This window comes from Floccifex porci (assembly GCF_009696175.1).
In the GTDB taxonomy this organism is placed as follows: Bacteria; Bacillota_I; Bacilli_A; order Erysipelotrichales; family Erysipelotrichaceae; genus Floccifex; species Floccifex porci.
This window is the reverse complement of the sequence record NZ_VUMM01000005.1, coordinates 1-26259: the sequence shown is the minus strand read 5'-3', so window position 1 is coordinate 26259 and position 26259 is coordinate 1. Positions and strand designations below refer to the sequence as shown.

20 protein-coding genes are annotated in these 26259 nt (G+C 32.8%); 4 read left to right on the top strand and 16 right to left on the bottom strand.

The window, feature by feature from the left end; translation table 11 throughout:
• Nucleotides 1–5: 5 nt before the first annotated feature.
• Together thyA and FYJ50_RS04020 are read right to left on the bottom strand one after the other, a co-directional pair.
• On the bottom strand, nucleotides 6–878 hold the full coding sequence (thyA, locus tag FYJ50_RS04025) for a thymidylate synthase (RefSeq protein WP_154459742.1): 873 nt from the start codon (nucleotides 876–878) through the stop codon (nucleotides 6–8).
• Nucleotides 871–1704 carry an HAD family hydrolase gene (locus FYJ50_RS04020; RefSeq protein WP_154459741.1) on the bottom strand — a complete coding sequence of 278 codons (834 nt, stop codon included), beginning with the start codon at nucleotides 1702–1704 and terminating at the stop codon, nucleotides 871–873. The genes thyA and FYJ50_RS04020 overlap by 8 nt, the downstream gene beginning before the upstream one ends.
• 52 nt (nucleotides 1705–1756) lie before the next feature.
• Between FYJ50_RS04020 and FYJ50_RS04015 the strand changes: the two genes are divergently transcribed.
• Nucleotides 1757–2602 (top strand): RluA family pseudouridine synthase, encoded by an 846-nt coding sequence (locus FYJ50_RS04015; RefSeq protein WP_154459740.1) that lies wholly within the window; start codon nucleotides 1757–1759, stop codon nucleotides 2600–2602.
• On the opposite strand, the gene FYJ50_RS04010 is transcribed toward FYJ50_RS04015, so the two are convergent.
• Complete coding sequence (locus tag FYJ50_RS04010; protein ID WP_154459739.1) at nucleotides 2587–3060, bottom strand: prepilin peptidase; 474 nt, start codon at nucleotides 3058–3060, stop codon at nucleotides 2587–2589. The two genes, FYJ50_RS04015 and FYJ50_RS04010, sit on opposite strands and share 16 nt — an antisense overlap.
• A 76-nt stretch (nucleotides 3061–3136) precedes the next feature.
• Nucleotides 3137–3997 carry an RluA family pseudouridine synthase gene (locus FYJ50_RS04005; protein WP_154459738.1) on the bottom strand — a complete coding sequence of 287 codons (861 nt, stop codon included), beginning with the start codon at nucleotides 3995–3997 and terminating at the stop codon, nucleotides 3137–3139.
• Nucleotides 3998–4108: 111 nt separating this feature from the next.
• Here FYJ50_RS04005 and FYJ50_RS04000 point away from each other — a divergent pair, with 111 nt between their 5' ends.
• The gene (locus FYJ50_RS04000; protein ID WP_154459737.1) at nucleotides 4109–5629 is read left to right on the top strand and encodes a 4Fe-4S dicluster domain-containing protein; all 1521 of its coding nucleotides are present in this window, start codon (nucleotides 4109–4111) and stop codon (nucleotides 5627–5629) included.
• Nucleotides 5630–5651: 22 nt separating this feature from the next.
• Here the strand turns inward: FYJ50_RS04000 and FYJ50_RS03995 are convergent, their stop codons facing one another.
• From FYJ50_RS03995 to FYJ50_RS03970, 6 genes are all read right to left on the bottom strand, one after another.
• Complete coding sequence (locus FYJ50_RS03995; protein WP_154459736.1) at nucleotides 5652–6461, bottom strand: MBL fold metallo-hydrolase; 810 nt, start codon at nucleotides 6459–6461, stop codon at nucleotides 5652–5654.
• A gap of 33 nt (nucleotides 6462–6494) precedes the next feature.
• Entirely contained in the window at nucleotides 6495–8624 is a 2130-nt protein-coding gene (locus FYJ50_RS03990) for a sensor histidine kinase (RefSeq protein WP_154459735.1), read from the bottom strand.
• 1 nt (nucleotide 8625) lies between these two features.
• A complete protein-coding gene (locus FYJ50_RS03985) occupies nucleotides 8626–9330 on the bottom strand; it encodes a response regulator transcription factor (protein WP_154459734.1) in 705 nt (234 codons plus the stop codon).
• Nucleotides 9331–9488: 158 nt separating this feature from the next.
• Nucleotides 9489–11150: a diphosphate--fructose-6-phosphate 1-phosphotransferase gene (locus FYJ50_RS03980; RefSeq protein ID WP_154459733.1), complete on the bottom strand. Its 1662-nt coding sequence runs from the start codon at nucleotides 11148–11150 to the stop codon at nucleotides 9489–9491.
• 88 nt (nucleotides 11151–11238) lie between these two features.
• Nucleotides 11239–13098, bottom strand: coding sequence for an ABC-F family ATP-binding cassette domain-containing protein (locus FYJ50_RS03975; protein WP_154459732.1), 1860 nt, complete (start codon nucleotides 13096–13098; stop codon nucleotides 11239–11241).
• Between the two features lie 36 nt (nucleotides 13099–13134).
• Nucleotides 13135–14436 (bottom strand): N-acetylmuramoyl-L-alanine amidase CwlD, encoded by a 1302-nt coding sequence (locus FYJ50_RS03970; RefSeq protein WP_154459731.1) that lies wholly within the window; start codon nucleotides 14434–14436, stop codon nucleotides 13135–13137.
• A 71-nt stretch (nucleotides 14437–14507) separates the two neighbouring features.
• Here FYJ50_RS03970 and FYJ50_RS03965 point away from each other — a divergent pair, with 71 nt between their 5' ends.
• The gene (locus tag FYJ50_RS03965) at nucleotides 14508–15470 is read left to right on the top strand and encodes a S66 family peptidase (protein WP_154459730.1); all 963 of its coding nucleotides are present in this window, start codon (nucleotides 14508–14510) and stop codon (nucleotides 15468–15470) included.
• A gap of 14 nt (nucleotides 15471–15484) precedes the next feature.
• Here FYJ50_RS03965 and asnS read toward each other — a convergent pair whose 3' ends face one another.
• From asnS to pulA, 6 genes are all read right to left on the bottom strand, one after another.
• Complete coding sequence (gene asnS, locus FYJ50_RS03960) at nucleotides 15485–16840, bottom strand: asparagine--tRNA ligase (RefSeq protein ID WP_154459729.1); 1356 nt, start codon at nucleotides 16838–16840, stop codon at nucleotides 15485–15487.
• A gap of 216 nt (nucleotides 16841–17056) precedes the next feature.
• Nucleotides 17057–17692 (bottom strand): redox-sensing transcriptional repressor Rex, encoded by a 636-nt coding sequence (locus FYJ50_RS03955; protein ID WP_276984003.1) that lies wholly within the window; start codon nucleotides 17690–17692, stop codon nucleotides 17057–17059.
• Between the two features lie 74 nt (nucleotides 17693–17766).
• Complete coding sequence (locus FYJ50_RS03950) at nucleotides 17767–19794, bottom strand: ribonucleoside triphosphate reductase (protein WP_154459727.1); 2028 nt, start codon at nucleotides 19792–19794, stop codon at nucleotides 17767–17769.
• On the bottom strand, nucleotides 19791–20891 hold the full coding sequence (locus FYJ50_RS03945; protein WP_154459726.1) for an anaerobic ribonucleoside-triphosphate reductase activating protein: 1101 nt from the start codon (nucleotides 20889–20891) through the stop codon (nucleotides 19791–19793). The genes FYJ50_RS03950 and FYJ50_RS03945 overlap by 4 nt, the downstream gene beginning before the upstream one ends.
• Nucleotides 20892–20971: 80 nt before the next feature.
• Nucleotides 20972–22483, bottom strand: a complete 1512-nt coding sequence (locus FYJ50_RS03940) for an IMP dehydrogenase (protein WP_154459725.1) — start codon at nucleotides 22481–22483, stop codon at nucleotides 20972–20974.
• A gap of 63 nt (nucleotides 22484–22546) precedes the next feature.
• The gene (gene pulA, locus FYJ50_RS03935; RefSeq protein ID WP_338082994.1) at nucleotides 22547–24646 is read right to left on the bottom strand and encodes a type I pullulanase; all 2100 of its coding nucleotides are present in this window, start codon (nucleotides 24644–24646) and stop codon (nucleotides 22547–22549) included.
• A gap of 101 nt (nucleotides 24647–24747) precedes the next feature.
• Between pulA and fumC the strand changes: the two genes are divergently transcribed.
• Nucleotides 24748–26118 (top strand): class II fumarate hydratase, encoded by a 1371-nt coding sequence (gene fumC, locus FYJ50_RS03930; protein WP_154459724.1) that lies wholly within the window; start codon nucleotides 24748–24750, stop codon nucleotides 26116–26118.
• Nucleotides 26119–26259: the final 141 nt, after the last annotated feature.

Below are 26259 nucleotides of genomic sequence, written 5' to 3'. Positions count from 1 at the left end.
ATCTCCTATTGTGCTAACGGGAATTTAATTTTACCCATATGTTTATAATCAATCAGTTTACAGTCTTTACATTCTTTTGAATGATCAAATTCATAAAAGTCTTTAATTTCTGGATTCAGCCAGAATTCAGGAGCAGGAATATCCGGATTGTTGTGATATCGATTCAGCTGTTCTTTGATTCCTTCGATCTGGTTCACATAAATATGTGCATCTTTGATCGACCAGTCAATTTTACCTGCTTTTAAACCCGTTACCTGTGCAATCATTTTTAACAGAACTGCATACTGGGTTACATTGAATGGAAGTCCTAAAGGAACATCACAGCTTCTTTGATGAACCCAGATATTCAAATAACCATCTGTCACATCCCATTCACTGGACCAGACACAGCTAGGCAGGACAGCGGTATCTAAATATTCATCCTGCCATAAGGAAATCACACGTCTTCTATCGTTTCTATCATTTTTTAAAGAATCAATCAGTTTATCAATCAGATGATATTTTTTCACAATAAACCCATAAGCTGTTCCAATTGTATGAGCATAGGATGGATCAAAATGTTTTAATACTTTACCAGTTTTTTCATCAATCCAGTCACCATTTTCATCGATTTCCCATTTATCCCAGATAAAGACATTTCTTTCCTGAAGCCATCGTACATCATTTGACTGCGCCTGATAGATCCACAACATCTCTAAAATAGCCTGACGGATAAAAAGCTGTTTTGTCGTCAGAATAGGAAATTCTTTGTCTACATCCAGTTGAAAGTGAGCACTGGGAATCTTAACTGTATTGATTCCTGTTCGATTTTTAACTTCAATTCCTTCATCCAGAATTGTTTGACAAAGTTCACAATATATTTTATCCCATCTAGACATTTTGATCCTCCTTTAAAATATAATCGTATATAAAATGAGCAATCGCATTCTCTTCATTTGTATATTCTGATACATAGTCTGCCACTTTCTTTAATCGATTTCTCGCATTTTTCATTGCCACACCACAACCAGAAGCCATCAGCATTTCACAATCATTCAAATCATCGCCAAAGCTTACTACATGCTCTTTTGAAGTCCCAAAATGTTCACATAGCTTTTCAATCCCAAATCCTTTATTAATATGAGGATCCACAAATTCAAATAAATTCTGAGCAGTAAAAAATCCTGTGCATTTATCATTTTTATATTCTCTGGCTCGTTGTTCAACGACTTTCTGATAATCTGGATCAAAGTTTAAAATCAGTTTATTGATCTTGCGATTTTTCACAAATTCATATAAATCGCATTCAATTTCATTTTCTTTATATAATCTGGCATGTGCACGAGTCTGTTCTGTTGAAACATTCACGTAACGATCATCTCCAATCAAAATCCAGAATTTCACATCGTATCCTTTAAAGAAATCCATTATTTCTATCACAATTTCTCCATCTAACAGATAGTATTCTTCTTTACTTTGAAGTCGATAATCATAGATTGCTCCACCATTCATCCCCATCACAAAACCAATATCTTTAGACATTCCCCAGTCTTCAATGGTTTTTAGAATGGTTTCTACAGGGCGTCCTGAAGCAATTCCAAAAAAGATACCATTCTGTTTCAAATCTCGTATAGCTTTCTTATTTATTTCTGATACTTCTTTTTTATTATTTAATAGAGTCCCATCCAAATCAGTTGCGACCAAAGTTACTGTATTTTCAATCATAAACATTCTCCTAACTCTTTTATTATAACAGTTTTTTTTATAAAATGGTTTTATGATCCAATATTTAAACATAACTCCTTATTCAATGAAAATACGTATTTTAAAAAAATGCTCTATACAGGATTTAATGCATTATTTTCATATATCAAAATCAAAATGGAATGAAAATGAGATTGTTCCCAATCAGAAAGAATATTTAGAAAATACAATTGTTACGATTCATTTTAAATTAAAAGAAATAAATTCAAGACAAAAAGGAGATTTAAAAATATTATATGAAGATGACTTTTTTATTGCCTGTTATAAGCCTCCTTTTTTACTGGTACATGAGGATGGCAATCATTCAAAGAATCTTCAAGATCGGGTAAATGAATATTTATACCAGCAAGGATGGCCTTATGAAAGCCAGGCACTGCATCGCATAGACACTCAATGCAGCGGAATCGTATTATTTTCAAAATTCCCTTTTTTTCAGGGACTTTTTGATTCCATTCTTGCCAATCATGACTGTATTAAGGAATATTATGCTCTGGTACAGGGAAAAATGCCTTTTCATAAAAAAACAGTACGATCCAACATAGCCAGAAATCGTCATAACAGTAAAGCTATGATCATTCATCCAAATGGAAAATTGAGTATATCCCATATTGAAGTCATAAAAAAATATTCAAATTCGACTTTATGTAAAGTTCGAATCGAAACCGGAAGAAAACATCAGATTCGTCTTCAGTTACAATCTATATCCCATCCCATAATAAACGATCCGATTTATGGAACGATTTATAATGATAAGGGATTACTTCTGGAAAATTTTCATATGAGTTTTATTCATCCTGTATATAAACATAAAATAGATATACAGATTCCTTTAGATTCAAGATTTCAGATAAAAGAATAAAACAATGTATATCCTTTACATAAAGAAAACAGAATTCCTATGCTTAAACAGGATAAGTATGGAATCATGTTTTCTTTTTTTAATACAAAGAATAAAAAACCAAAGATTACACTGATTAAAATGGCAATGGTCATTCTTTCATATCCAATAAGAAGACCAAAATAAAACATATAAGCTACATCTGCCATTCCCATCCAGTGTTTTCTATACATAATATAGGATAGTATTCCATATATCAAAGATGTACCGATTGAATAAGGGTGAAAATAAATCAGTAAGGCAAGAGAAGGGAGTATCCATTTTTTTGATATATAATATGTATAATAATCCTGTATACATAAACAATATAAAAAAATGGATACATAAATTGGAATGGGTAAATAATGAAACAGGACAAGAACCAATCCATCTAACCATAATTTATGATGGGTTTGTCGATAATAAGAAATGATTTTCATACTTTTACTATAATCATCAATTCTTACATATTCCTTATAAATATCATTTTTACCATTTTGATGTAAAAAAATTAATTTATTCTTTGATTTCAATTACAGGTAAATCAAAATCAAAAGTTAATTTGTAGGCCTGTAACTGCATTTTCTTTTTCTTTCCTTTATATCCATATTTTGTATCTGCCACCAGTGGATGACCAATACTGGAAAAAGAAGCTCGAATCTGATGAAATCTTCCTGTAAACAATTCAATTTCAACTTTAGTTTCATTTTCTTTATGTTCAAGTACTTTGTATTTTAATTTGGCTTCTTTATATCCTTCTTTTTTATTCATACTGATGATGGCTCTAGTATTTTCTTTCCGTAAATAAAGAGAAATTTCCCCATCTTTTTCTAAAATTCCAGATACCCATGCACGATAATATTTATGTACTTTATGACTGGAAATGGCTTCATTCATCTGACGCAAGGCATTGGCATTTTTAGCTCCAATAATTAATCCGGTGGTATTTCGATCCAATCGATTGCATATAGATGGTGCAAAACTAGAAGACTGATTAAAATTGTATTCTCCTTTTTCATAAAGATAAGTCTGTATGCGACTTACCACACAATCTCCGTTTTTCTGATTGCTTTGGGATAACAATCCATATTCTTTATTCACAAAAATATAATTTGAATCTTCATAAACAATATTTAATGGAAGTTTTGGATTGATTTTTCTTTCTTTTGTTTCACATACATCCTCAGGTAAAAATAATAAAACAGAATCTTTTTCTTTTAATAATTGATTAAACTGTGCCCGTTTACGATTTACTTTTATTTTTTTGTTTCGAATGGCTTTATACATCATAAATTGTGATAAATTAGGAAAAGTTTTTAATAAATATTTATCCAGTCTCTGATTCGCATCATCCTTTAATATAATCATTTCTTTCATAACAGTAGTATACTATATAGATACAAATTTGTGAAATTATTACCAAAAGGCTTTTAAATAAAGATATTTATCTGTATAATGGGTTTGATAAAAATAAAGGAGATTTTAAGTATGCCAAGAGGAGTATATAATTCCGTCACAGATATTCGTAGACGAATTTTCACAGCAATTGCTGAAATGGCTTATTCCGATGATACAGATTATGCACGTAGAATAGAAGAAATTCCTTATGAAATTCTTCCTGGTACAAAAGCGACATATCGTAACAGTATCTTTCTTGAACGAGCAATTATAGGCGAAAGATTGCGTTTAGGAATGGGACTGCCTATTCGTGAACACAGTGAATATGGAAAAATTTCTGATGGAATTGAAGAAAGTACGATCGCAAAAAAATATTATGATGATCCACTTATAAATATTATTAAATTTGCATGTAATGCATGTCCTGAGAAAAAAATATTTGTGACAAATGCCTGCCAGGGATGTTTATCTCATCAATGTACAGAAGTTTGTCCTAGAGATGCGATTCATATTGTGAATGGTCGCAGTTTAGTTGATCAGGAAAAATGTATCAAATGTGGTCGCTGTATGGATGCCTGTCCATATAATGCCATCACAAAGATCGAAAGACCTTGTGCTGCCAGCTGTGGTATGGATGCCATTACTAGCGATGAAGAAGGAAAAGCGGTTATCAACTATGATAAATGCGTAAGCTGTGGTCAATGTCTGGTCAATTGCCCATTTGGTGCCATTGTCGATAAAGGACAGATTTTCCAGACAATTTATGCGATGAAAGAAGGACATGAAGTCATTGCAGCAATTGCTCCTGCTTTTGTTGGTCAGTTTGGTCCAAAAGTTACTCCAGATAAAGTAAAATCTGCATTGAAACAGTTAGGATTTGCGGATGTTGTGGAAGTAGCCATCGGTGCCGATTTATGTACGATTGAAGAAGCGGAAGATTTCTTAAATAAAGTTCCTGAAAAACAGCCATTTATGGCTACAAGCTGTTGTCCAGCCTGGTCAGTAATGGCAAAAAAGAACTTCCCTCAATTTGCCCCTTACATTTCAATGGCATTAACACCAATGGTTTTAACTGGTCGTTTAATTAAAAAAGACAAACCAAACGCAAAAGTAGTTTTCATTGGTCCTTGTGCCGCAAAGAAACTGGAAGCAAGTCGTCGTTCCATCCGTTCAGACATTGATTTTGTCTTAACATTTGAAGAAGTTATGGGAATGTTCAATGCGAAGAAAATTGACCTTGCTAACATTGCCGAAAGCGATCCTTTAACAGAAGGTTCAAACACAGGTCGTGGTTTTGCGGTCAGTGGAGGAGTTGCTAAAGCGGTTAAAGATCTGATCAACAAACAGCACCCTGAAATCGATGTAAAAGTTCAAGCTGCCGAAGGATTAAAGAACTGTAAGTCCATGTTGATGATGGCAAAAGCCGGTCGTTTAAATGGATATCTATTAGAAGGAATGGCTTGTCCTGGTGGATGTGTTGCAGGTGCAGGTACATTACAGCCTATCACTAAATCCAGTGCATTAATTAAAAAATACGCAAACGAAAACACTCGTATTTTAGCTGATGATTCCGATTATGGTCATCGTTTAGAAGAAGTAAGTGAGCACTAAAAAGAGGAACGATTGTTCCTCTTTAATCTTTTATTTCAATTGAACTTCCTGTTTTCATATAATGAATCTGGGAATTCAAGTATTTCTTTAATATAGAATAAGCAAATTCTCCTGTACAATGACCAGTATAATAGTTACTATTTCTAGATTTTAAATCCTTTGCGATATCCTGAATGCATTGTATATCTTCATCCATATACTGACTTTGTATCATATGAAAACCTGAAATGACAATTTCAGGATCTTTTTTAAATCTTCTTTGAAATTCATCCATGATATTGACAATTCCATTGTGAGCACATCCCGACAACAATACCTTATTTTGAATCACTACATATATTTCATGATCAAATGAATCCTGAACATATTTATCCTTTACTTTATATTTTAATCGAAGATTGCTTTTTGGCCAGTATTTTTCATGGGCTACATTTCCAAATACATAAATTTCATCCATTTTAAAATCATAATCGATCCAATGAATTCGAGGACTTGAATACAATAATGAATCCATTCCAATATAATGACTTTTATCCTTTTTAAAACTATAGAACTCTCTTTTCGCATTTTTATGTATATAGATCTGTGCTTTGTCATTAATGTCTAAAAATGATTTCAATCCTCCAGCATGATCATAATGTCCATGACTGATAAAAACCAAATCTACCAAAGACAGATCAATCTTTAACTGTTTCGCATTCTGTATAAACAAATCACTTTGCCCTGTATCTACCAGTATCTTATGGTTTTCTGTTTCTACATAAATAGAAAGACCATGTTCACACATAAATGGATATTCACCTGTATTTTCAATTAAATTTACGATTTTCATACATTCAGTTTAACATATAAAGCGAAATCTGTCTTAGACAGTTTCGCTTTGTTTCTTAAATGACACAATGGTTTTAAATAAGTCTCCTTCGATTTCGATTTTGAAAGTTCCTCCCTGAATTTCAGTAAAACTTTTCACAATGGCAAGACCCAAGCCACTTCCCGTACCATGTCTTGACTTGTCTCCTCGTACAAATCTTTCTTCAATTTCTTCCGGTGTAAAATTCATTTCATCCTGAGAAATATTTTTAAATACAATCTGAACTTCCTTTTCTTTATTAAATACATCAATATATACTCTTGAAAAACTTAATGCATATTTTGATATATTAACCAGTAAGTTTTCAAAAATACGATACGTTTTATTAGAATCCAGATTTAAAATAATTTCTTCATCTTTAAAATTCTTCTTCACCACAAGATTTCTTTCCAGTAAAGATTCTTCGTTTTCAAACAGTACCTGATTTAATAAAGCAATTATATTTAAATCATTTAGCTCCAGCTCAATATTTCCACTGTTTATTTTTGAAATCTGCAGCAGATCCTGCATTAAAAGATTTAATCGATCGGCATATTTATTTAAATTTTCAAGATATTCTTTTCTTGTCTGTTCATCTAAATTTTCATCCTGTAACAGCAGTACATAATTCTTAATGCAGGTTAATGGTGTTTTTAAATCATGCGATACATTCGATATCAGTTCCACTTTCATATTCTGTGATTTTGCTTCTTCTTTAACAGCCAGTTCAAATCCATCATATACCCCATTGAAGGATTCTTTTAATGAATTGAATAAATGAACGTCCTGATTAATTTTCTGATCAAAATTTCCATCTTTCAGTTTATTGGCTGAATTTAAAATCACATTGTAGTCATTCTGTATTTCTTTTATGCGCTTCTGTGCAAAATAAAAGATTATAAACGAATAAACAATTGCACAAATAATCCCAAATCCTTCCAAAGAAGAAAACACAAACATACAGATCAGATTAATAAATACAGCTAACAGAATTGGAATTGAATATTCTTTTGAAAAATCTTTTCTTGAGATACCATAAAATTTATTCTGAATCCATATAAATAATTTATAGGTTAATGTTCTTTCTTTAAAATATACGATTGGATGTAAAATAAATTCTTTAAAAGCAAACCAGCTTAAAGATATCAGTAAATATGTCACAAAGAATAATAAAACATTTACAGCTGTCACAATTCCAGATAATTCAACTATATGAAACTGTTTCATTATTTCAAATACAGCACCCGAAGCTGTATATGCAGCTGTATATAAAGTCATGACAATTGCACATGGTAACATTATGCATAATAATGTAAACAGGATTTCAAAATATACATGTTTTGTCCACTTAAAAGGAACAATTTCTTTTAAATCATCCTTTGGCATGATGAATACGATCAATCCCAGCAATACCGTTATGATCATATAAATTATTGAAAAGAATTCAAAATAAATCTGTTCCTGATAATACATAGCATAGCCAAAGAAATTGCTGTTTGCACTGATGTCTAAAGGGATTCTAATATGGATTTCCAGATTTTCTGGAACGTTTAAAGAACAGATACTATAAATTTCATATGGATGCCCATTGTATTCTATAGTTGGCATATATTCTTCATATTCGATATATTGTCCTATATCATAGATATTATTATCTATAAAATCAGTAAAAACATCTTTAAAAATAGTTTCCAGATCTGTATACGTTCCAGTTACTTTCCAGTTTCCATTTTCATTTACCCTGTTTAATACAAAATTATTATAATCGCTTTGATTTAAGTTTTCTTTTAAATTGGAAGCTTCTTTTTCTGTTTTTATATCTTTTATATCATAATATAAAGAATCATCTTTTTTTATAAAATTGTAGTAATCTCTTGCCTGTAATTTAAACGCATTATTGATATCTTCTATTAACTGAGCATCCTTTATATTTTCATCAAAAGATAAAGGCTCATAATCTGGATCCAGTTCCATTGCCTGATAAACTAAAAAATAGACAATATCATCTTTACATCTTTGTACAAACTGATCGTTTTTCTGATTCGATATATAAGAATCCATTGTTCCATATAAGCAGACCGTTAAAATAGAGGCAACGACCAAAATGGAATAGAAAAGAAGAGTTATTAAATTTTTTCTTTTCATATTACTTTTCCCTTTCAATTTTATATCCTATTCCATAAACAACTTTTATATAATCCGGATTTTTCGGATCCACCTCAATTTTTTCTCTTAATTTTCGTATATGTACCATAATTGTCTGTGTACTAATGGCATCTTCTTTCCATACAGTTTCATATATTTCTTCCGATGAAAATATTTTTCCTGGATAAGACATTAATAATTCAAGAATATAATACTCTTTTGCGGTCAATTGAATCTGACGACCATCCACAAATACTTCTTTTGTGTCCTGATTCAATTCCAAACCTCGAACTACAAGTTTTTTTGAATTTGATGTTGTCTGTTTTAAACGGATGATCTGTTCATATCTTCGAATATGAGAATTAACACGTGCTAATAAAACCGATACTTCAAATGGTTTGGTTACATAATCATCAGCTCCTACGTTTAATCCATTGATCTTATCTATATCTTCATCTTCACTTTTTGCACTTAAAAAGATAATAGGAAAATCAAATTCTTCTCTTACTTTACATGTAAATTCAATTCCATCCATTACTGGCATCATAATATCAACGATTGCCAGATGAACTTCTTTTGTGACCTTTTCTAAAGCATCCTTTCCATTAATAGCCTGTATAACAGAGTATCCCTGATTTCTTAAAAAAATAGCTAAGGTTTCTCGTATTCCTTTTTCATCTTCTACAATTAAAATTGTATGGTTCATAAGCCTCTCCTTTCTGGATACAATATATCGAATAAAACTGAAAGAATAGTGAACTGAATTCTAAATATATTCTTAATTTTTTAATTCTATTTATAGTATCTCATATATTTTTTAAAAAAAAACACCCGAATTTCGGGTGTTATCATGACAAAGAAATATTATTCACCTTTTTCTAAAGCCAATGTACGAGTTGTTAAGTCACATACTTCAGCTGGTCCATAATACTGGATAGCTCCTGGATACGTATAAGCTGTTTCAACTGCCCATTGATCTCTATGTGCTTCAAAGAATTTGAATGGTTTTCCATCTAATTCAACAAGCGCTTTTTTGATAACTGGTTTGTCTTCTCCATGTCTTCTTTCAATATTCATCATCTTAGTGATAGGCATACCACCAGCAATCCATTCTTCAGCAGGTTTTGATAAATTAGATACTTTTGATAAATATCCATTGTATCCATACTGAATTAACATGAATGCATTGTATCCTAATGAATAACAGTAGTCAGCATCAAAGTTAGATGGGAATGCACATCTTCCTTCATAACCAAAGAAATGATGTAATGCATTAAACTTACCAGTATAAGTTCCTGCTTTTCTTCTTTCTTCCAATTTGTCTTTAACAAGAGCAGAGAATAATTTTTCAGATTCAATTAAAGAAACCTGAACGTTTCCATGTGGATCTCTTTCTAAGAACAATTGCTGTTGAATTCCTTCTGGAAGAATTTCGAATACAGCCATTGATTCTTTTGATAAACCTTGTTCGATAAATGCATATTTGTCTTTCCATGTTGGTAATGCATTGAATGCATCCGCTTTTGCACCTGCTAATAATTCATTGATTTCTGAAATTAATACAGAGAATTCAGGAACAAATTCAACGACACCTTCAGGAATGATTGCAACCCCAAAGTTATCTCCATTTGCGGCACGTTTTTCAACAGAATCTGCAATATAGTCTGCAATTTGAGATAAAGACATTTTTTTAGCTGCCACTTCTTCTGAAATTAAACAGATGTTTGGCTGTGTCTCCAGAGCACATTCCAAAGCTACGTGAGAAGCAGAACGTCCCATAACTTTGATAAAGTGCCAATATTTTTTAGCAGAGTTTGCATCTCTTTCGATATTTCCGATAACTTCACTATATGTTTTAGTAGCTGTATCGAATCCAAAAGAACATTCAATATCTTCGTTTTTCAGGTCTCCATCAATTGTTTTTGGACAACCGATAACCTGAACACCTGTATTATTTGCAGCAAAATATTCAGCTAATACAGCTGCATTTGTATTGGAATCATCTCCACCAATAATAACAATTGCAGTGATTCCATGTTTTTTACAAACTTCAGCTGCAACTGCAAACTGTTCTTTTGTTTCTAATTTTGTTCTTCCAGAACCAATGATATCAAATCCACCTGTATTTCTGTATTCATCAATATAAGCATCATCGAAAATCAAATAATCATCTTCTAATAATCCACTAGGTCCTTTTTTAAATCCATAAAGAACATTTTCTTTGTTTGTTGCTTTTAATGCGTCATATAATCCACAAATAACATTATGACCACCTGGAGCCTGTCCACCAGAAAGAATAACACCTACAACCTGTTTTTTAGCTTCTGATGTATTTTCTCCCTTTTGGAATGTGATTTCTTTTTTACCATATGTATTAGGGAATAAAGCTTTGATTTTTTCCTGATCGGCAACACTTTGTGTTTCCAATCCTTCTTTTACACAGATTTCTGAAATCCCATGTCTTAACATTCCAGGTAATTTTGGAACATACGCATATCTTGCTTTTTGAAGTGCTGAAAGATTCATTTTTATCTCCTTTTTCTAATTTTTCATACCGCTATTAGTTTAAATCATTTTCGACAAATTGTAAATAGTCTGACCCTATTTAGAACATTTAATGTTCTTCCAGTATCTGCATTTTCTCTTCCCATTCTTTCATCAAAGAATTAATTTCATTATGTTTTAGATCAATGCATTCATTCAGCTGGTCCATTTTCTGAAAATCCTGATAATATTCTGGTTCAAATCTTAATTCTCTTAAAGCTTCCAGATCTTTTTCCGCTTCTTCTAATAAATTTTCCAGTTTAACAACTCTATTTTTTAATGCTTTCATATCTTGGAAAGTCTTTTGACTTTCATTTTTTTCTACTTTTACAGATTCGATTAATGTATTCTCTATTTTTTTCTGGCAATATTCTTCATAAGTTAAGTCATAGACTTTCGATTCCTGATCCATTTCCAGAATTCGACTGGCCATTTTCTTTAAAAACATACGATCGTGACTTACAAACAATAAGGTACCATCATAGTTTTCAAGTGCCTTTTCTAAAGCTTCTTTGCTGGGTATATCCAGATGATTGGTTGGTTCATCCAGAATCAGCAGATTATCATGATCCATCATTAATTTTGCCAGGGCAAGTCGCACTTTTTCTCCACCGGATAAATTAGAAACATCTTTAAATACTTCATCCTGTGTAAACAGAAAACTGGCAAGTGTATTACGAATTTCCGTTTGTGTTGCTTCCGTATTTTCATCCCATAATTCGTCCAGGACATTTTTATCTGAACTCATCTGTGCACTTTCCTGATCAAAATACCCGATATCAATCTGATGTCCAAATCGAAACTGACCACCCAATGATGGTATCTGGTTTACCAGTGTTTTGATCAATGTACTTTTTCCAATTCCATTTCTTCCGACAATCCCCATTCTCTGATGCTGCATCAGTGTAAAGCTTACATCGCTTAAAACAGTATCATATCCAACTTTTAGATGATCCACTTCCAGCACCTGTTTTCCTCCCTTTCTGAAAGAAGAAAATGCTGCCTTCATCATAGACTGATCGGATTTGCTATCTTCAATGCGATCCATTCGATCTAAATATTTCTGTTTAGATTTGGCAAAAGCCGCTTTATTCTTTTTATATCGAAATTTCTCAATCAATGTTTCTAATCTTTGTATTTCCTGCTGCTGTCGAATATAAGCATCATGGTTTTTTATTAAGTATTCTTCTTTTGCTTTTACATAATGAGAATAGTTGCCAACATATCGAGTGGTTCTACCAAATTCAATTTCAATAACTTCATCAATTACATGATCCAGGAACATACGATCATGACTTACCAGTATGACAGCACTTGGATAGTGCTGAATATAATTTTCAAGCCATTCGATGGATTCCAGATCCAGATGATTGGTTGGTTCATCAAGAAGTAAAACATCTGGTTTCGACAGCAGAAGCTTTACTAAAGCAATTCGTGTTTTCTGTCCAGAAGAAAATTCACACAACTGTTTTTTCAGATCCTCCTGGGTAAATTGAAAGTGAAAAAATACATTTTTTAATTCCACTTCATAATTATACCCATTTAAAGATTCAAATTTATGCTGTAGAAGAGCATATTTTTCCAATTCTTTTTCACTGGAGTTGGTTTCCAGTACTTTTGCCTGCTGATTTAACTGGTTTTCAATTTCTCTAACGTATTTAAATACATCCAGCAATTCTTCATGCACCGTTCTATGTTCATCTAAGAATGTAATCTGGGATAAATATCCAATTTTTACATCTTGTGGAATCGTTAAATTCCCTTCATCCATAGATTCCTGATGACAGATAATTTTTAACAATGTGCTTTTTCCACAACCATTTCTACCAACTAAAGCAACTTTTTCATGATCTTTGATCAATAAATTCGCATCTATTAATACATCCTGTGTGCCATATGATTTTTTAACATGACTCAACTGTAATTTCATCATTTCCTCCTAAAAAAGCGGTCACTTATAAGTGACCTATTTCTCTTGTTTTTCGACTCTAAAATACTGAAGTATTCCTTTAGAAAGATTTTTTGCGATCTTTTCTTTATTTGATAAATAATAGTCTATACTTTCATCCACATTTATATTTGCATATGTAAAATACAAACCATACATTCCATAAGAATCGGCATAAATCTTATTTTCTGAAGCATGAGCTACCTGCCCTGCAAATGTCGATTTTCCACCAGATTCTCGAATTTGTGGATACATTTCCCAGGAAGTAAAATCATCCCCCTGTTCTCCCTGATAAATCACATCAAAACAGACCCCTTCCTGCAATCTGGATTCGGTCGACACAGGAGTCATACTGATTCCATGTCCTTTCATATAATACGCAATTTCATTTGCCAGCAATGCATTAGTATAAGGTGAAGTAATGATATATGGGTATACAATGGTATCATCTGCTACCATTCCTAAGGAAATGAATACTTTCGCATTAGACTCATATCCTTTACCAACACGACTGTTGGATCCATAATAAGACAGATCTTCATCCTGTTCTCTTGGAATCAATACACGCAATCCATATTTTTCCAGTTCTTCTTTTACCATCAAAGCCAGTTCATAAGAAGACTGTGCTTCACTGATTTTTTCATTGGAATATCCGTAATCAACAGAATTGGATGTGATATCAATGGTATTTCCACATGGATCCAGTACAATATCATAAATGCTGGATATAGGAGTATTATCCATTACCATTAAAAAAGCATAATTTTTCTCCATCTTTACATCTATACCGGATAAAAAATCCCTTTCTGTATGTAAGGTGACTGTTTTTACAGTTTCATTTCGACGCATTGTTGTAAATTTTTCTGATACAAATTCTTCTGAAAAATACACTCTTTTCTGTTTATAATGATCATAAACATAGATTTCGTATAATCCTTCATCCAATTGTGACAAATCAATTCCCGAATCCACACCTCCAGAAAATGTAAAAATAAATTCCTGATTATTGACCAGATTTTTTAAAAGAACATTTTTACCTAAAAGTTTATCGGTACTTTCTGTTGAGTATTGTTCTTCATACAACATTAGATTTTCACCATAGACCGTATAATCTTTTAACTGATAGGTCTGCTTAAAAGAAGTTGTAATATTTTGAGATAAGATATTGGTATCAAATACCTGATCGTATGTCATACTCATCTTATCAATGTCTGTTACACGATTCATATATAAAAAAATACTGATGGCTCCAATTGAAACAGCTAAAACAAGACCAATAAGTATTTTCGGATATTTCTTTAGATTACTTAAATTTTTCATGTATCTATTATATACAAAAAACACAAGAAAAAGAATGATAAGTATGATATTCTTTTGTGTAGAGGTGTTCTATGAAAATTCCAGACTATTTAAAAGAAGGAGACACAATTGGTATTACTGCCTGCAGTTGTGGGATCCTGGATAAAATTGATAAATATAAAGATTCCATTTCCAATATAAAGGCACAGGGATTTGGGATCCTTGAGACAAAAAATGTTTACACAAACGGAGTGGTCTCTTCCTCTTCTAAACAAAGAGCCATTGAATTAAATCAGCTTGTAGAAGACGATTCCATAAAATGCATTGCGATTGCATCCGGTGGTGATTTTTTATATGATATGCTGCCTTATGTAGATTTTCATTCCATTTCAAATCATCCGAAATGGATCATTGGTTCTTCCGATCCAACCAGTTTACTTTTTACCATTACAACCTGTTTAAATATTGCCACAATGTATACTCCATGTAACATGTCTGGTTTTAATGGAAAAATGCATCCTTCCCTATATACGTTTTTTGACATTTTAAAAGGGAAAACCGTTTATCAGAAACAATATCCATATTGTGAAGATCCTCCTTTCAGTGACAGTTTTAAAAAGAAAAATGAATGGATCCAAATAAATGGAAATGTAGATGCAAAAGGAGTTTTGATTGGTGGCTGCATTGAATGTTTAAAAGATGTGATTGGAACCCGATTTGATCATACTCTCTCTTTTGTGAATCAGTTTGAATCGGTTATATGGTATTTTGATGTATTTAATATGACAGCAGAAAGCTTATATCTGACTTTATTACAATTTAAAAATGCTGGCTGGTTTGATACATGCAGTGCCATCTGTATTGGAAAAGTTGCTTTTAAAAGTAGTTATATTGATTTATCCTATAAAGATGCCATTCAAAAGGCAATAAATGATATTCCTGTTATCTATAATATGGATATTGGCCATGTTAAACCTTCTTTTACTTTGATCAATGGAGCAATGGCACATGTCGTATATAATGAAAAAGAAGCCTATTTAAAAATCGAGGGATAATTCCCCTCGATTTTTTAAAATACAAGATTTCTTGGTGTACGTGGATAAGGTTGTACATCACGAATGTTTTGAACGCCACTTAAATACATAAGCATTCGATCAAATCCCAGACCAAATCCAGAGTGTTTACATCCTCCAAAGCGTCTTAAATCCAGATACCACTGTAGAGTTTCCTGTTCCATATTCATTTCTTTCATACGATTGACCAGAACATCATAACGTTCCTCACGCTGAGATCCTCCAACAAGTTCCCCAACATAAGGAACAAGCAAGTCACAGGCAGCCACAGTCTTTCCATCTTCATTTATACGCATATAAAAGGCTTTGATATCTTTTGGATAATCTGTTAAAAATACAGGTCCATTTACAACTTTTTCACAGATATAGCGTTCATGTTCACTCTGCAGATCCATTCCCCAGAAGATATCCTGATTTTCAAACTGATCTTTTGCTTCTTTTAAATGTTCAATAGCCTCTGTATAAGTCATTCGTTTAAAATGAGAATTCATAACTTTTGTGACTCTTTGAATGCAGTCTTTATCAATCATCTTTTCAAAGAAAGCCATTTCTTCGGATGCGTTTTCAAGACAGTACTGAATACAGTATTTAATCATTTCTTCAATACAATCCATATCATCACTCAAATCAGCAAATGCCATCTCTGGTTCAATCATCCAGAATTCGGAAGCATGCCGAGTCGTATTTGAATTTTCCGCTCTGAATGTAGGTCCAAATGTATATACATTACGATAAGCTAAAGCGAATGGTTCTACATGCAATTGTCCCGATACCGTTAACTGTGCATGTTTTCCAAAAAAATCTTTTTCATACTGATCATCTTTTCGACAGGTTACTGTAAAACATTCTCCAGCTCCTTCTGCATCGTTTCCGGTAATTTCAGGAGTATGCACATAAACAAAACCTCTGGACTGGAAAAAAGTATGAATGGCCATACTTAATACCGAACGCAAACGAAACATGGCATAATATGTATTAGCACGTGGTCTTACATGTGGAATTTCACGCATGTATTCAAAACTGTGTCTTTTTTTCTGCAGTGGATAATCATGTTCACTTAATCCCAATACGCTGACTTTTTTTGCCTGGATTTCAAATGGCTGTTTTCCCTGTGGAGTTAAAACCAAAGTTCCTTCCACTTCAATAGCTGATCCCAATGTAATTTTAGAAACTTCATTGAAATTTTCCAGATCTGTACTGTAAACAATCTGAACATTTGAAAAAGTTGTTCCATCGTTGCATTCAATAAAGCCTACTGCTTTGGAATTTCGATTGGTACGAACCCATCCCTGTATACAAATGTTTTGCTGATCCATACTTTCATAAGTTTCTTTTAATTTTTTTACTAACATTTTTTCCTTCCTCCTAAAAAAAAACGTTCCTGTCAAGGAACGATTTAAACCGCGGTACCATCCTCTTTTTTCGAAAAGAAACGACTCAATGGTTTAACGCACCAAACGGAACTGTCTACTTAATTTCTCCAGTTCAGCCAAGTAACTGTTACCCTTCTAATCCATCTGTCTGTTTTCACCAGCCACAGACTCTCTACTTTCCGTTTTAGAGGACTTTTACTTCATTGCTTTCTGATTCATCGAATTTGTTGAAAAAACCAATTCTTGTATTGATGATACCACATCAATTGCTTTTATGACAACCCCTTTTGGAGCCGATATATGCTGATGTGTAAAATCTACAATTCCGGTAATTCCACATTCAACCAAACGATTCACGGTTTCCTGTACATGATGAGAAATCGTTAAAATGGCAATATGGCAACCTGCAGGAATTTTTGTTTCCAGCTGATCCATAGGATAAATCTGAACACCAAAATGTTCTCCACATTTCTTTTCATCCACATCAAATCCACATGCAATTTCTCCCACAACATAATCCCATTTATTATAATTCAATAAAGCGCTTCCTAAATTACCTGCACCAACCAATATTATTTTTTCATCAAAATTGACTCCTAATTGTTTATTGAAAATTTCAATCAGTTTTTTAACACTGTAACCATATCCCTGTTTTCCTAAATTTCCTAAAAAAGAAAAATCTCTACGGATTGTGGTTGGTTCAATGTCTACCATTAAAGCCAATTCTTTTGACATAACTCTTTCAATGCCATTTTTTTCCAATCGATTAAGCGCTTTCAAATAGATAGGATATCGCTGTAATGTTGCTTTAGGTACACTTCTCATAACAATCCTCCACTTCAATAATAGGTTGTTTGTGAAAAATTATCAAGTGAAAACTTTTATATTTTCACAAGCAATTTACTTTATTCCACTTCAAATTTTACACGATCATGATATTCCTGTTTTTTCCCATCATTCCATTCTTCCAGACAGCGATAGTATCCTGCCACTTTTGAATAAATTTCCGTTTTCGTTTTGCAAAAAGGACAAATCGACTGTTCTCCAGTTAAATATCCATGTTCTAAACAATAAGAATAGACAGGCGATAATGTGAAACAGGGAATGGAATAATTATTACAGATTGTCTCCACCAGATTTTTCGCGTTTTCACTTGAAGAAATGCGTTTTTTCAAATAAATATCAAATAAAGTTCCTGCTGTATATTCTCCTTGAATCTGATTTTGAATGTCTAAAGCTTCAAAGACGTCATTAGTGGCATCCACTGCACAATTTGAAGAGTTGGTATAATATAATTTATTTAAAAATTGACGATCCAGTTTTGCAAACCGATAGGAAACACCTTCAGCTGGTGTTGCATCTAAATTAAAGGGTTCCTTATACTGTTTCTGATAAACAACCAGTTTTTCTTTGATAAACGTAAACACTTTTTTTGAAAAAAAGATTCCGCTTTCACTTGTCATATCTCCATCGATCCAATTTGATAACATTAACATTTCCTCCATACCTATGATTCCAATGGTTGAAAAATGGTTATCAAAAGTCCCAAGATACTGTTTTGTATATGGATAAAGTCCTCGATTTAAAAACTGATTTAATACTTGTCTTTTTACATGCAATGAACGCGCACAAACATTTAAAGTATGTTCTAATCTTTTAAAAAAATCCGCTTCGTTTTTTGAAAGATAAGCCATCTTGCCTAAATTTATCGTAACACAACCAATACTTCCCATATTTTCTCCATATCCAAAATAACCACCTGCTTTTTTGGTCAAGAGATTCGGATCAAATATAAAATCTTTGTAAGAATGAATTGTCTCTTTATTTTTCTTCACATTTTCAAAATGAGGCAAACCATACTTTGCACTTAATTCAAATAAGGTTTTCGTATGAATTCCTGAATTAAAATCAAAATCCGGATGAATTCGTATTGTAGGGATTGGAAATTGAAATCCTCTTTCATTATGGGAAGCCTTCAGAAAAATTTCCATCAATGCCTGATTGATCTGGTTCATTTCATTCTGACAGTCTTTATAATAAAAACCTTGTTTCTGATTCTGTATTTCAACTTCTTTATCCTTCATCCATTCAGGTACAGTCCAGTCTAAAATGATATTTGTGAAAGGAACCGTTGAACTTCTTCGACTGGGCATATTGATTCCATATATAAAGTTTTCCATGCATTTATAGATTTCGTCATAGCTTAAACAATCAATTTTCACAAATGGAGCCAGATATGTATCAAAACTGATTAAACTTTGAGCCCCTGCCCATTCATTCTGTACAATACTGATAAAATTTACCAGTTGAGAACATAAGGTATACAAATGTCTGCATGGTTTTGCACTGATATTTCTTGAAACTCCAATCAGACCTCTCTGAATGATCTGTTCCAGTGACCATCCTGCGCAATCCGCTGTTAACATATCCAGATCGTGAATGTGTATGTCTCCCTGGCTATGAGCTTTACAGATTTCATCATCATAAACCTGAGACAACCAGTACTGACTGATCAAAGCTCCTGAATTGGAAAAAATCAATCCTCCAATCGAATAAGAATCCATAGAGTTTTCTGTATTTCTCCAATCCCCATCATTCAAATAAGAATCAATGATCGACATATACTGATCACTGCTTTTCTTCAATTGTCGAATGTTTTCTCTTTGTTTGCGATACAAAATATAAGCTTTACAAACCTGTGAATATCCTGCCTGTGATAAGACTCTTTCAACACTGTCCTGTATATCTTCAACACTAATAATGCCATCTTTTACTTTCGACTGAAAATCAGCAGTAACTTTTAACACAAGAAAATCCAGAATAGAAGTATCGCTGTCCAGTGGTATGGACTGAAACGCTTTTTCAATGGCATTGTATATTTTCTGAATGTCTAATTTTACAATCTTTCCGTCTCTTTTTTCTACTGAAATCATTTTAATTCCCCTATCTTTGTATTTGGCAAATACGTTTTAAATATTTTTTCATATTGTTTCATGCTTTCATCTTCTACATTCCATGAATATAAAATACATTCTGTATCGGATTTTAACCATTTTGCCATTGCCTGAACTTTTGATGAATCGTGAATGTCGTGATTTAATGTAATTTCAAACCGATAATCCAAATTGTTCTTTTTAAGATATTGTATGGTTTCTTCAATTTTTTCACAATTGTATTCATTTAATCCAATAGCCTGAGAATAAAATTCAGGTGCCTGTTTAATATTTAAAATAACATAATCCACAAGTTCATCTTCAATCCAGGATTTTAAAGTATCCGGATAGCTTCCATTGGTACTGATGCAGATTTTGTATCCTAACGATTTCCCATAAGATAAAAATTCAGACAATTGAGGATGCATACAAGGTTCTCCTCCACAAATACATATAGCCTGAATCATTTTATTTCTTTTCTGCAGAAATGAATAAATATCTTCTTCTTTTATTTCCTGCATATTCTGCCTTATAAAAACATATTCTGGATGAAAACATGTCTTACATTGAAAATTACATCCTCCCGTATAGAATACAGTCGCAATTTTATTAGGATATATATTCAGATTTACTTTCTGATGATAATAAAATTTAATGGATGTATCATTAAAATCCACTAACTTTTTCGCATTTTCACTTAAATTCAAAAAATAATGAGAAAATTGTTCTATATCCTGGTCTGTCATATTCGCATTTAGCTGTTTCCACCAGTTTCTTCGTACTTCGTATACATTTGACATAATTTCTTTAGCTTTCAAAGTAGTATACAATTCTTTTGAACGTTTGTCTTTACTGGAATGAATCACTTCTAAATAACCTAAAGATTCCAGCTTCTGAACATTTTTTGTAATGGTTCCTTTATCATATTTTCCCTGAAAAGCAATTTCCTGCATAGAAATTCCTTCGTTTTCATAAACCATAATTAAAACAGGAAGCTGTGCGTAGGTTAACTGAAATTGCTGAAGTTCTCTATCAAAATACTTTTGTGTAGTACGATAGAGAATGCTTGAATCCATAAATAAATCATTCTGTTTCATAGAAACATTCTAACATGAGATAGTTGAAGCGACAACTAAGCAAAAAAAAACCCTCTATTTAAGAGGGTAAGCTTAATTCTTTATTTTTCTCTGGCATCAAAGTTCTGATCACGAACAACAACGTCATGGGCTCCACCTTCTACAATACTTGTAGAAGAAACCAAGGTAACTTTTGCGTTTTTCTGCAGTTCTGGAATGGATAAACATCCACAGTTGCACATTGTATGTCTAACTTTTGATAAAGTTAAAGATACGTTTTCTTTCAATGATCCTGCATAAGGGACATAAGAGTCAACCCCTTCCACAAAAGACATCTTCGCATCGCCACCAACATCATAACGCTGCCAGTTACGTGCACGGGCACTTCCTTCTCCCCAATATTCTTTCATATAGTTTCCATTTACCGAAACCAATTTATTTGGAGCTTCTTTAAAACGAGCAAAATATCTTCCCAGCATCACAAAATCGGCACCAAATGCCAAAGCTAAAGTAATATGATAATCGTGAACGATACCACCGTCTGAACAGATTGGAACGTATACTCCTGTTTCTTTATAGTACTCATCACGTGCTTTTGCGACATCTAAAGTAGCAGTTGCCTGTCCACGTCCAATTCCTTTCTGTTCACGAGTGATACAGATGGAACCTCCACCAATACCAATTTTGATAAAGTCTGCACCTGCATCCGCCAGGAATCGGAATCCATCTCCATCCACAACGTTACCGGCTCCAACTTTTACAGAATCTCCATAATTGTCTCGGATCCATTTGATCGTATTTGCCTGCCAGCATGAATACCCTTCAGAAGAGTCAATACATAGTACATCCGCTCCTGCTTCAATCAGTGCAGGTACACGTTTTTCATAATCTCTTGTATTAATTCCGGCTCCAACAATATAGCGTTTCTGATTATCCAGCAATTCCAGCGGATGATCTTTATGCGATTCATAATCTTTACGGAATACAAAAGCAACTAAATGCTGATCTTCATCAACGATTGGAAGCTGATTTAATTTATGCTCCCAAATAATATCATTAGCTTCCGATAAAGAAATGTCTGCTTTTCCTACAATTAATTTTTCATATGGAGTCATAAATTCTTTTACTTTTGTAGAACGATCCATACGAGAAACACGATAATCACGACTTGTCACAATTCCAACCAGTTTTCCATCTTCCTGGCCATTTTCCGTAACTGCCATTGTCGCATGACCTGTTTTTTCTTTTAATGCCAGAACATCCGCTAATGTATTTTCCGGACTGATATTAGAATCACTTGGAACAAATCCTGCCTTTGTCTGTTTTACTTTTGCGACCATTTTTGCCTGTGATGCAATGGATTGCGATCCAAAAATAAAAGATACGCCTCCTTCTCTTGCCAGAGCACAAGCCAGATCAGGCCCACTTACAGACTGCATAATTGCAGATACCATAGGGATATTTAAAGAGAGAGCAGGCTCTTCTCCTTTTTTAAATTTCACAAGTGGAGTTTTCAAACTCACATTTTCAGGTACACAATTTTCTGATGTATATCCAGGGATTAATAAATACTCACTAAAAGTTCTTGATGGTTCTTTTAAAATAATTGCCATGGCGTCCTCCTTGTTATTTATCTAATGTAATCAATTATAAGCATCGTTATTTTTTAGTCAAGCTTAATATTCGAAACCGCATACAACAACACTTACAGGTGCAATCTGAACAAGATTTGTTTTAGATTCATTACAGTTTCCATTATCAAATAATATTTTTACATTTCTATCTAGTTTATATTCATGATGATTTAAACTTGGATTAAAGAATACAATACAATGATCCATCTCTTTTCTTGTATTATATACCAATGCTTCATCTTCTATTGTAGAAAAATAAACATTGTCTTTGCATTCTTTTCGTGTTCTTAAACGAAAACATGCATGATTTTTTCGAATTTGAATTAATGCTTTTGTATTTTCTACCACATCTATATTTTTATTACGCAGATTATAATCAATCATATTATAAGAATCTTTACGACAGTAGGAATTACCAATGCCTTTTTTTGTCCTGCAAAATTCCTGACCAGAATGCAGGAAAGGGATTCCTTGTGCTAATAAACAAAAAGCATTTGCCAAAACCTGTCTTTTCTTTCTAATGTCCTCTTCTTCATTGAAGCAGCTGAATGCCAGTTTATCCCAGAGAGTATGATTATCATGACATTCTACGTAGTTTATCACTTTTTCAGGTGAATCAAAATAATAATCCAGACAGGATGCACTCATACACTGCTTTACATGTTCTAATTCATCTGTACTGCCCTGAATGTATCCTTTTTTATCCAACTGTCCATTCGAACCTTTGAATACTTCCCGAAAACGATCTGAAAAATGTGCAATACGAGGCATTTTTTCCTGATTATTCTGAGAAGCTCTTAAATATTCAGGAACAAAACTAGGCATATTCCAGCCTTCTCCATATATCATAAAATCAGGTTTTATAGAATGACAGAGTTCTTCTACTTCATTCATAAATTTACAATCCAGAACACCCATTAAATCAAATCGCAATCCATCTATGTCAAACCATTTTATGATTCTTTCAATCGTATCCAGAAAATATTTTTTTGACATAGGAGCAATCATATCGATATCATTTCCACAGAAACTACCGTTGCTGAACTTTCCTTCCCGATCCATTAAAAAATAATAATTCGGTACTAAATTATCCAGGATCGAATCTTCTTTTACATAAATATGATTGTATACCACATCAATGGTAACCTTTATATTTTCCTTATGACAATCCTGTACCAGTTTCGCAAATTCCAGTATTCTTTCCTGACATATTTCAGGATGAATGGAATAGCTTCCTTCTACAACCCGATAATGCATTGGATCGTATCCCCAATTGTAGTTTAAATCAGGATGCAGATCGTTTTTGCTTCCAAAATAGAAACATGGCATCAACTGTACATGAGTAATACCTAAAGATTTTAAATAAGTAAATCCAGTATCTTTCTTTTTTGTAATTTCATTCTCTTCTGTAAAACCATGAAAAGTTTTCGGATAATGGACACCTATATGTTTCTGGCTTGTAAAATCACGAATACTGGCTTCATAAAGAATCGCATCACAATAAGATTCTAGAGGAGTTGTTTCAATCTTTTCTGGCATATTTAAATTTGATATGTCTTCCACCACACTATAATGTAAATTTGGTCCACAGAAAGAAGAATATGGATCGGCTACCTCTCTCCAGCTGCCATTTACTCGTACAATAAATGTATAATGATAGCCTAATAAATCCTTATTGACTGTACATGAAAAAACACCTTTTTCTTCCTTATTCATACTTAGGATCGTTTCATTATTATCCTTCTTTAAGCGAAGTTTCATTTCTAAAGCAGTAGGTGCCCATATTTTGAATACAGCTTTCTTTTTTGAATAGGTCAATCCCAGATCTTTTTCTGGATAAAAATAATCCTCATAAAATTTTGAAGTCTTCACAATATGACCATACTCACATAGAACACTGCGGCCATATTCATTCACTACATAATATTCATTCCCAATTGTTAATTCCTGTTCAAAAATTAATTTAAATCTTGTAAAACCCTCATACTGATCTTTATAACGAATGGTTAAAGGTATTATATTATCATCCTGATCTTTTAAATAGAAAAATTTACTCCTTCCGTTATAAAAGTCTTTTCGCATATAGACAATGATATAATCGTAATCATCAATATATGCTTCATAAGCTTTCACTTTTCGCACAAGATTTTCCTCCTGATTCTATTCACGTAAAAACATTTTAACATATTCAGACAAATGTTCAAAAAAATGATAAACTATTTTTGATATGAAGGAGAAAATAAATGAAAACTCGAATTGAAAAAGATTGTCTTGGTGAAATTGAAGTGGATTCTACAAAATACTGGAAATCACAAACACAAAGAAGCCTTGAAAATTTTAAAATTGGAAAAGAATTAATGCCTGTTTCAATCATTAAAAGTTTTGCTCTTTTAAAAAAAGCATGTGCTCTTGCAAATTTTCATTTTAATAAAATTACGGATGAGCAATGCACTGCCATCGTTACAATCTGTGAAAAAATTCAGAATGGTCTGTATATGGATCAATTTCCTTTGCATGTATGGCAAACTGGCTCTGGTACCCAAACCAATATGAATTTAAATGAAGTCATTTCTATGCTTGGAAATGAATACACTCAAAAAAATATATTGCATCCAAATGATACAGTCAATAAAAGTCAAAGCTCAAATGATACATTTCCAGCTGCATTGCATATTATGATCGCAACAAAAATCACCAATGAACTTCTTCCTGTTTTAGATGAAATCATTATGGTTTTAAAAAGACTTGAAAAAGAAAATGAAGGAATTATTAAAATTGGTCGAACTCATCTTCAGGATGCAACACCATTATACTTATCTCAGGAGATCAGCGGATATCGTTCGATGTTTGAGCACAACAAAAAACAGATTTTACAGGCTTTGGATTCTGTTTATGAACTGGCATGCGGTGCTACTGCAGTAGGAACTGGAATCAACTGTCCCAAAGGATTTGACAAGGTTGTAGACGATATCATTGCCACAGAAACCAAAATTCCATTCAGACCAGATGATAATAAGTTTCATGCACTAACAAGCAAAGATGCCTGCGTATTTATTTCTGGTGCCCTGAAATCTTTAGCTGCCAACTGTATGAAAGTCGCAAATGATATTCGCTGGCTTGCATCCGGTCCTCGCTGTGGAATTGGAGAAATTGAAATTCCAGCAAACGAACCAGGAAGCAGTATCATGCCCGGTAAAGTAAATCCAACACAATGTGAAGCATTGACAATGGTTTCTGTTCAGGTAATGGGAAATGACAGTGCCATAGGATTTGCGGCCAGTCAGGGAAACTTTGAATTGAATGTATTTATGCCCTTGATTGCCTATAACCTGGATCAAAGCATACAGTTATTAACCGATTCAATTCATTCTTTTACAATTCATTGTTTAACTGGTCTGAAACCAAATAAAAAAGTAATTGAAGAAAATCTAAACAATTCTTTGATGCTTGTTACGTGTCTTAATCCTGTAATTGGCTATGAAAAAGCCGGACAGGCCAGTCAATATGCTTATCGAAATGGCTTGACTTTAAAAGAAGCAATCCTTGAATTAAAACTGTTAACTGAAGAAGAATTTGATGAATATGTCAAACCTGAAAATATGATTACAATATAAAAAAACTCACATTTTGATATGTACCCAATATTCTGGACATACGTTAATTTGAATTGAGTTTAACACATGGATGTTTCTCTGTATACAACAGGAGGCATCCATTTTGTTTTGGATTGAATTCTTTTGTTGTTATAGTAATAG

What these genes read in the sequence shown, in the direction of transcription:
- FYJ50_RS03985 (WP_154459734.1), bottom strand. Translation starts at nt 9,330, where the DNA reads ATGAACCATACAATTTTAATTGTAGAAGATGAAAAAGGAATACGAGAA.
- fumC (WP_154459724.1), top strand. Translation starts at nt 24,748, where the DNA reads ATGAAAACTCGAATTGAAAAAGATTGTCTTGGTGAAATTGAAGTGGAT.
- FYJ50_RS03980 (WP_154459733.1), bottom strand. Translation starts at nt 11,150, where the DNA reads ATGAATCTTTCAGCACTTCAAAAAGCAAGATATGCGTATGTTCCAAAA.
- FYJ50_RS03990 (WP_154459735.1), bottom strand. Translation starts at nt 8,624, where the DNA reads ATGAAAAGAAAAAATTTAATAACTCTTCTTTTCTATTCCATTTTGGTC.
- FYJ50_RS04020 (WP_154459741.1), bottom strand. Translation starts at nt 1,704, where the DNA reads ATGATTGAAAATACAGTAACTTTGGTCGCAACTGATTTGGATGGGACT.
- FYJ50_RS03970 (WP_154459731.1), bottom strand. Translation starts at nt 14,436, where the DNA reads ATGAAAAATTTAAGTAATCTAAAGAAATATCCGAAAATACTTATTGGT.
- thyA (WP_154459742.1), bottom strand. Translation starts at nt 878, where the DNA reads ATGTCTAGATGGGATAAAATATATTGTGAACTTTGTCAAACAATTCTG.
- FYJ50_RS04000 (WP_154459737.1), top strand. Translation starts at nt 4,109, where the DNA reads ATGCCAAGAGGAGTATATAATTCCGTCACAGATATTCGTAGACGAATT.
- FYJ50_RS03975 (WP_154459732.1), bottom strand. Translation starts at nt 13,098, where the DNA reads ATGAAATTACAGTTGAGTCATGTTAAAAAATCATATGGCACACAGGAT.
- FYJ50_RS04005 (WP_154459738.1), bottom strand. Translation starts at nt 3,997, where the DNA reads ATGAAAGAAATGATTATATTAAAGGATGATGCGAATCAGAGACTGGAT.
- FYJ50_RS04015 (WP_154459740.1), top strand. Translation starts at nt 1,757, where the DNA reads ATGATCCAATATTTAAACATAACTCCTTATTCAATGAAAATACGTATT.
- asnS (WP_154459729.1), bottom strand. Translation starts at nt 16,840, where the DNA reads ATGTTAGTAAAAAAATTAAAAGAAACTTATGAAAGTATGGATCAGCAA.
- FYJ50_RS03965 (WP_154459730.1), top strand. Translation starts at nt 14,508, where the DNA reads ATGAAAATTCCAGACTATTTAAAAGAAGGAGACACAATTGGTATTACT.
- FYJ50_RS04010 (WP_154459739.1), bottom strand. Translation starts at nt 3,060, where the DNA reads ATGAAAATCATTTCTTATTATCGACAAACCCATCATAAATTATGGTTA.
- FYJ50_RS03950 (WP_154459727.1), bottom strand. Translation starts at nt 19,794, where the DNA reads ATGATTTCAGTAGAAAAAAGAGACGGAAAGATTGTAAAATTAGACATT.
- FYJ50_RS03995 (WP_154459736.1), bottom strand. Translation starts at nt 6,461, where the DNA reads ATGAAAATCGTAAATTTAATTGAAAATACAGGTGAATATCCATTTATG.
- FYJ50_RS03945 (WP_154459726.1), bottom strand. Translation starts at nt 20,891, where the DNA reads ATGAAACAGAATGATTTATTTATGGATTCAAGCATTCTCTATCGTACT.
- FYJ50_RS03940 (WP_154459725.1), bottom strand. Translation starts at nt 22,483, where the DNA reads ATGGCAATTATTTTAAAAGAACCATCAAGAACTTTTAGTGAGTATTTA.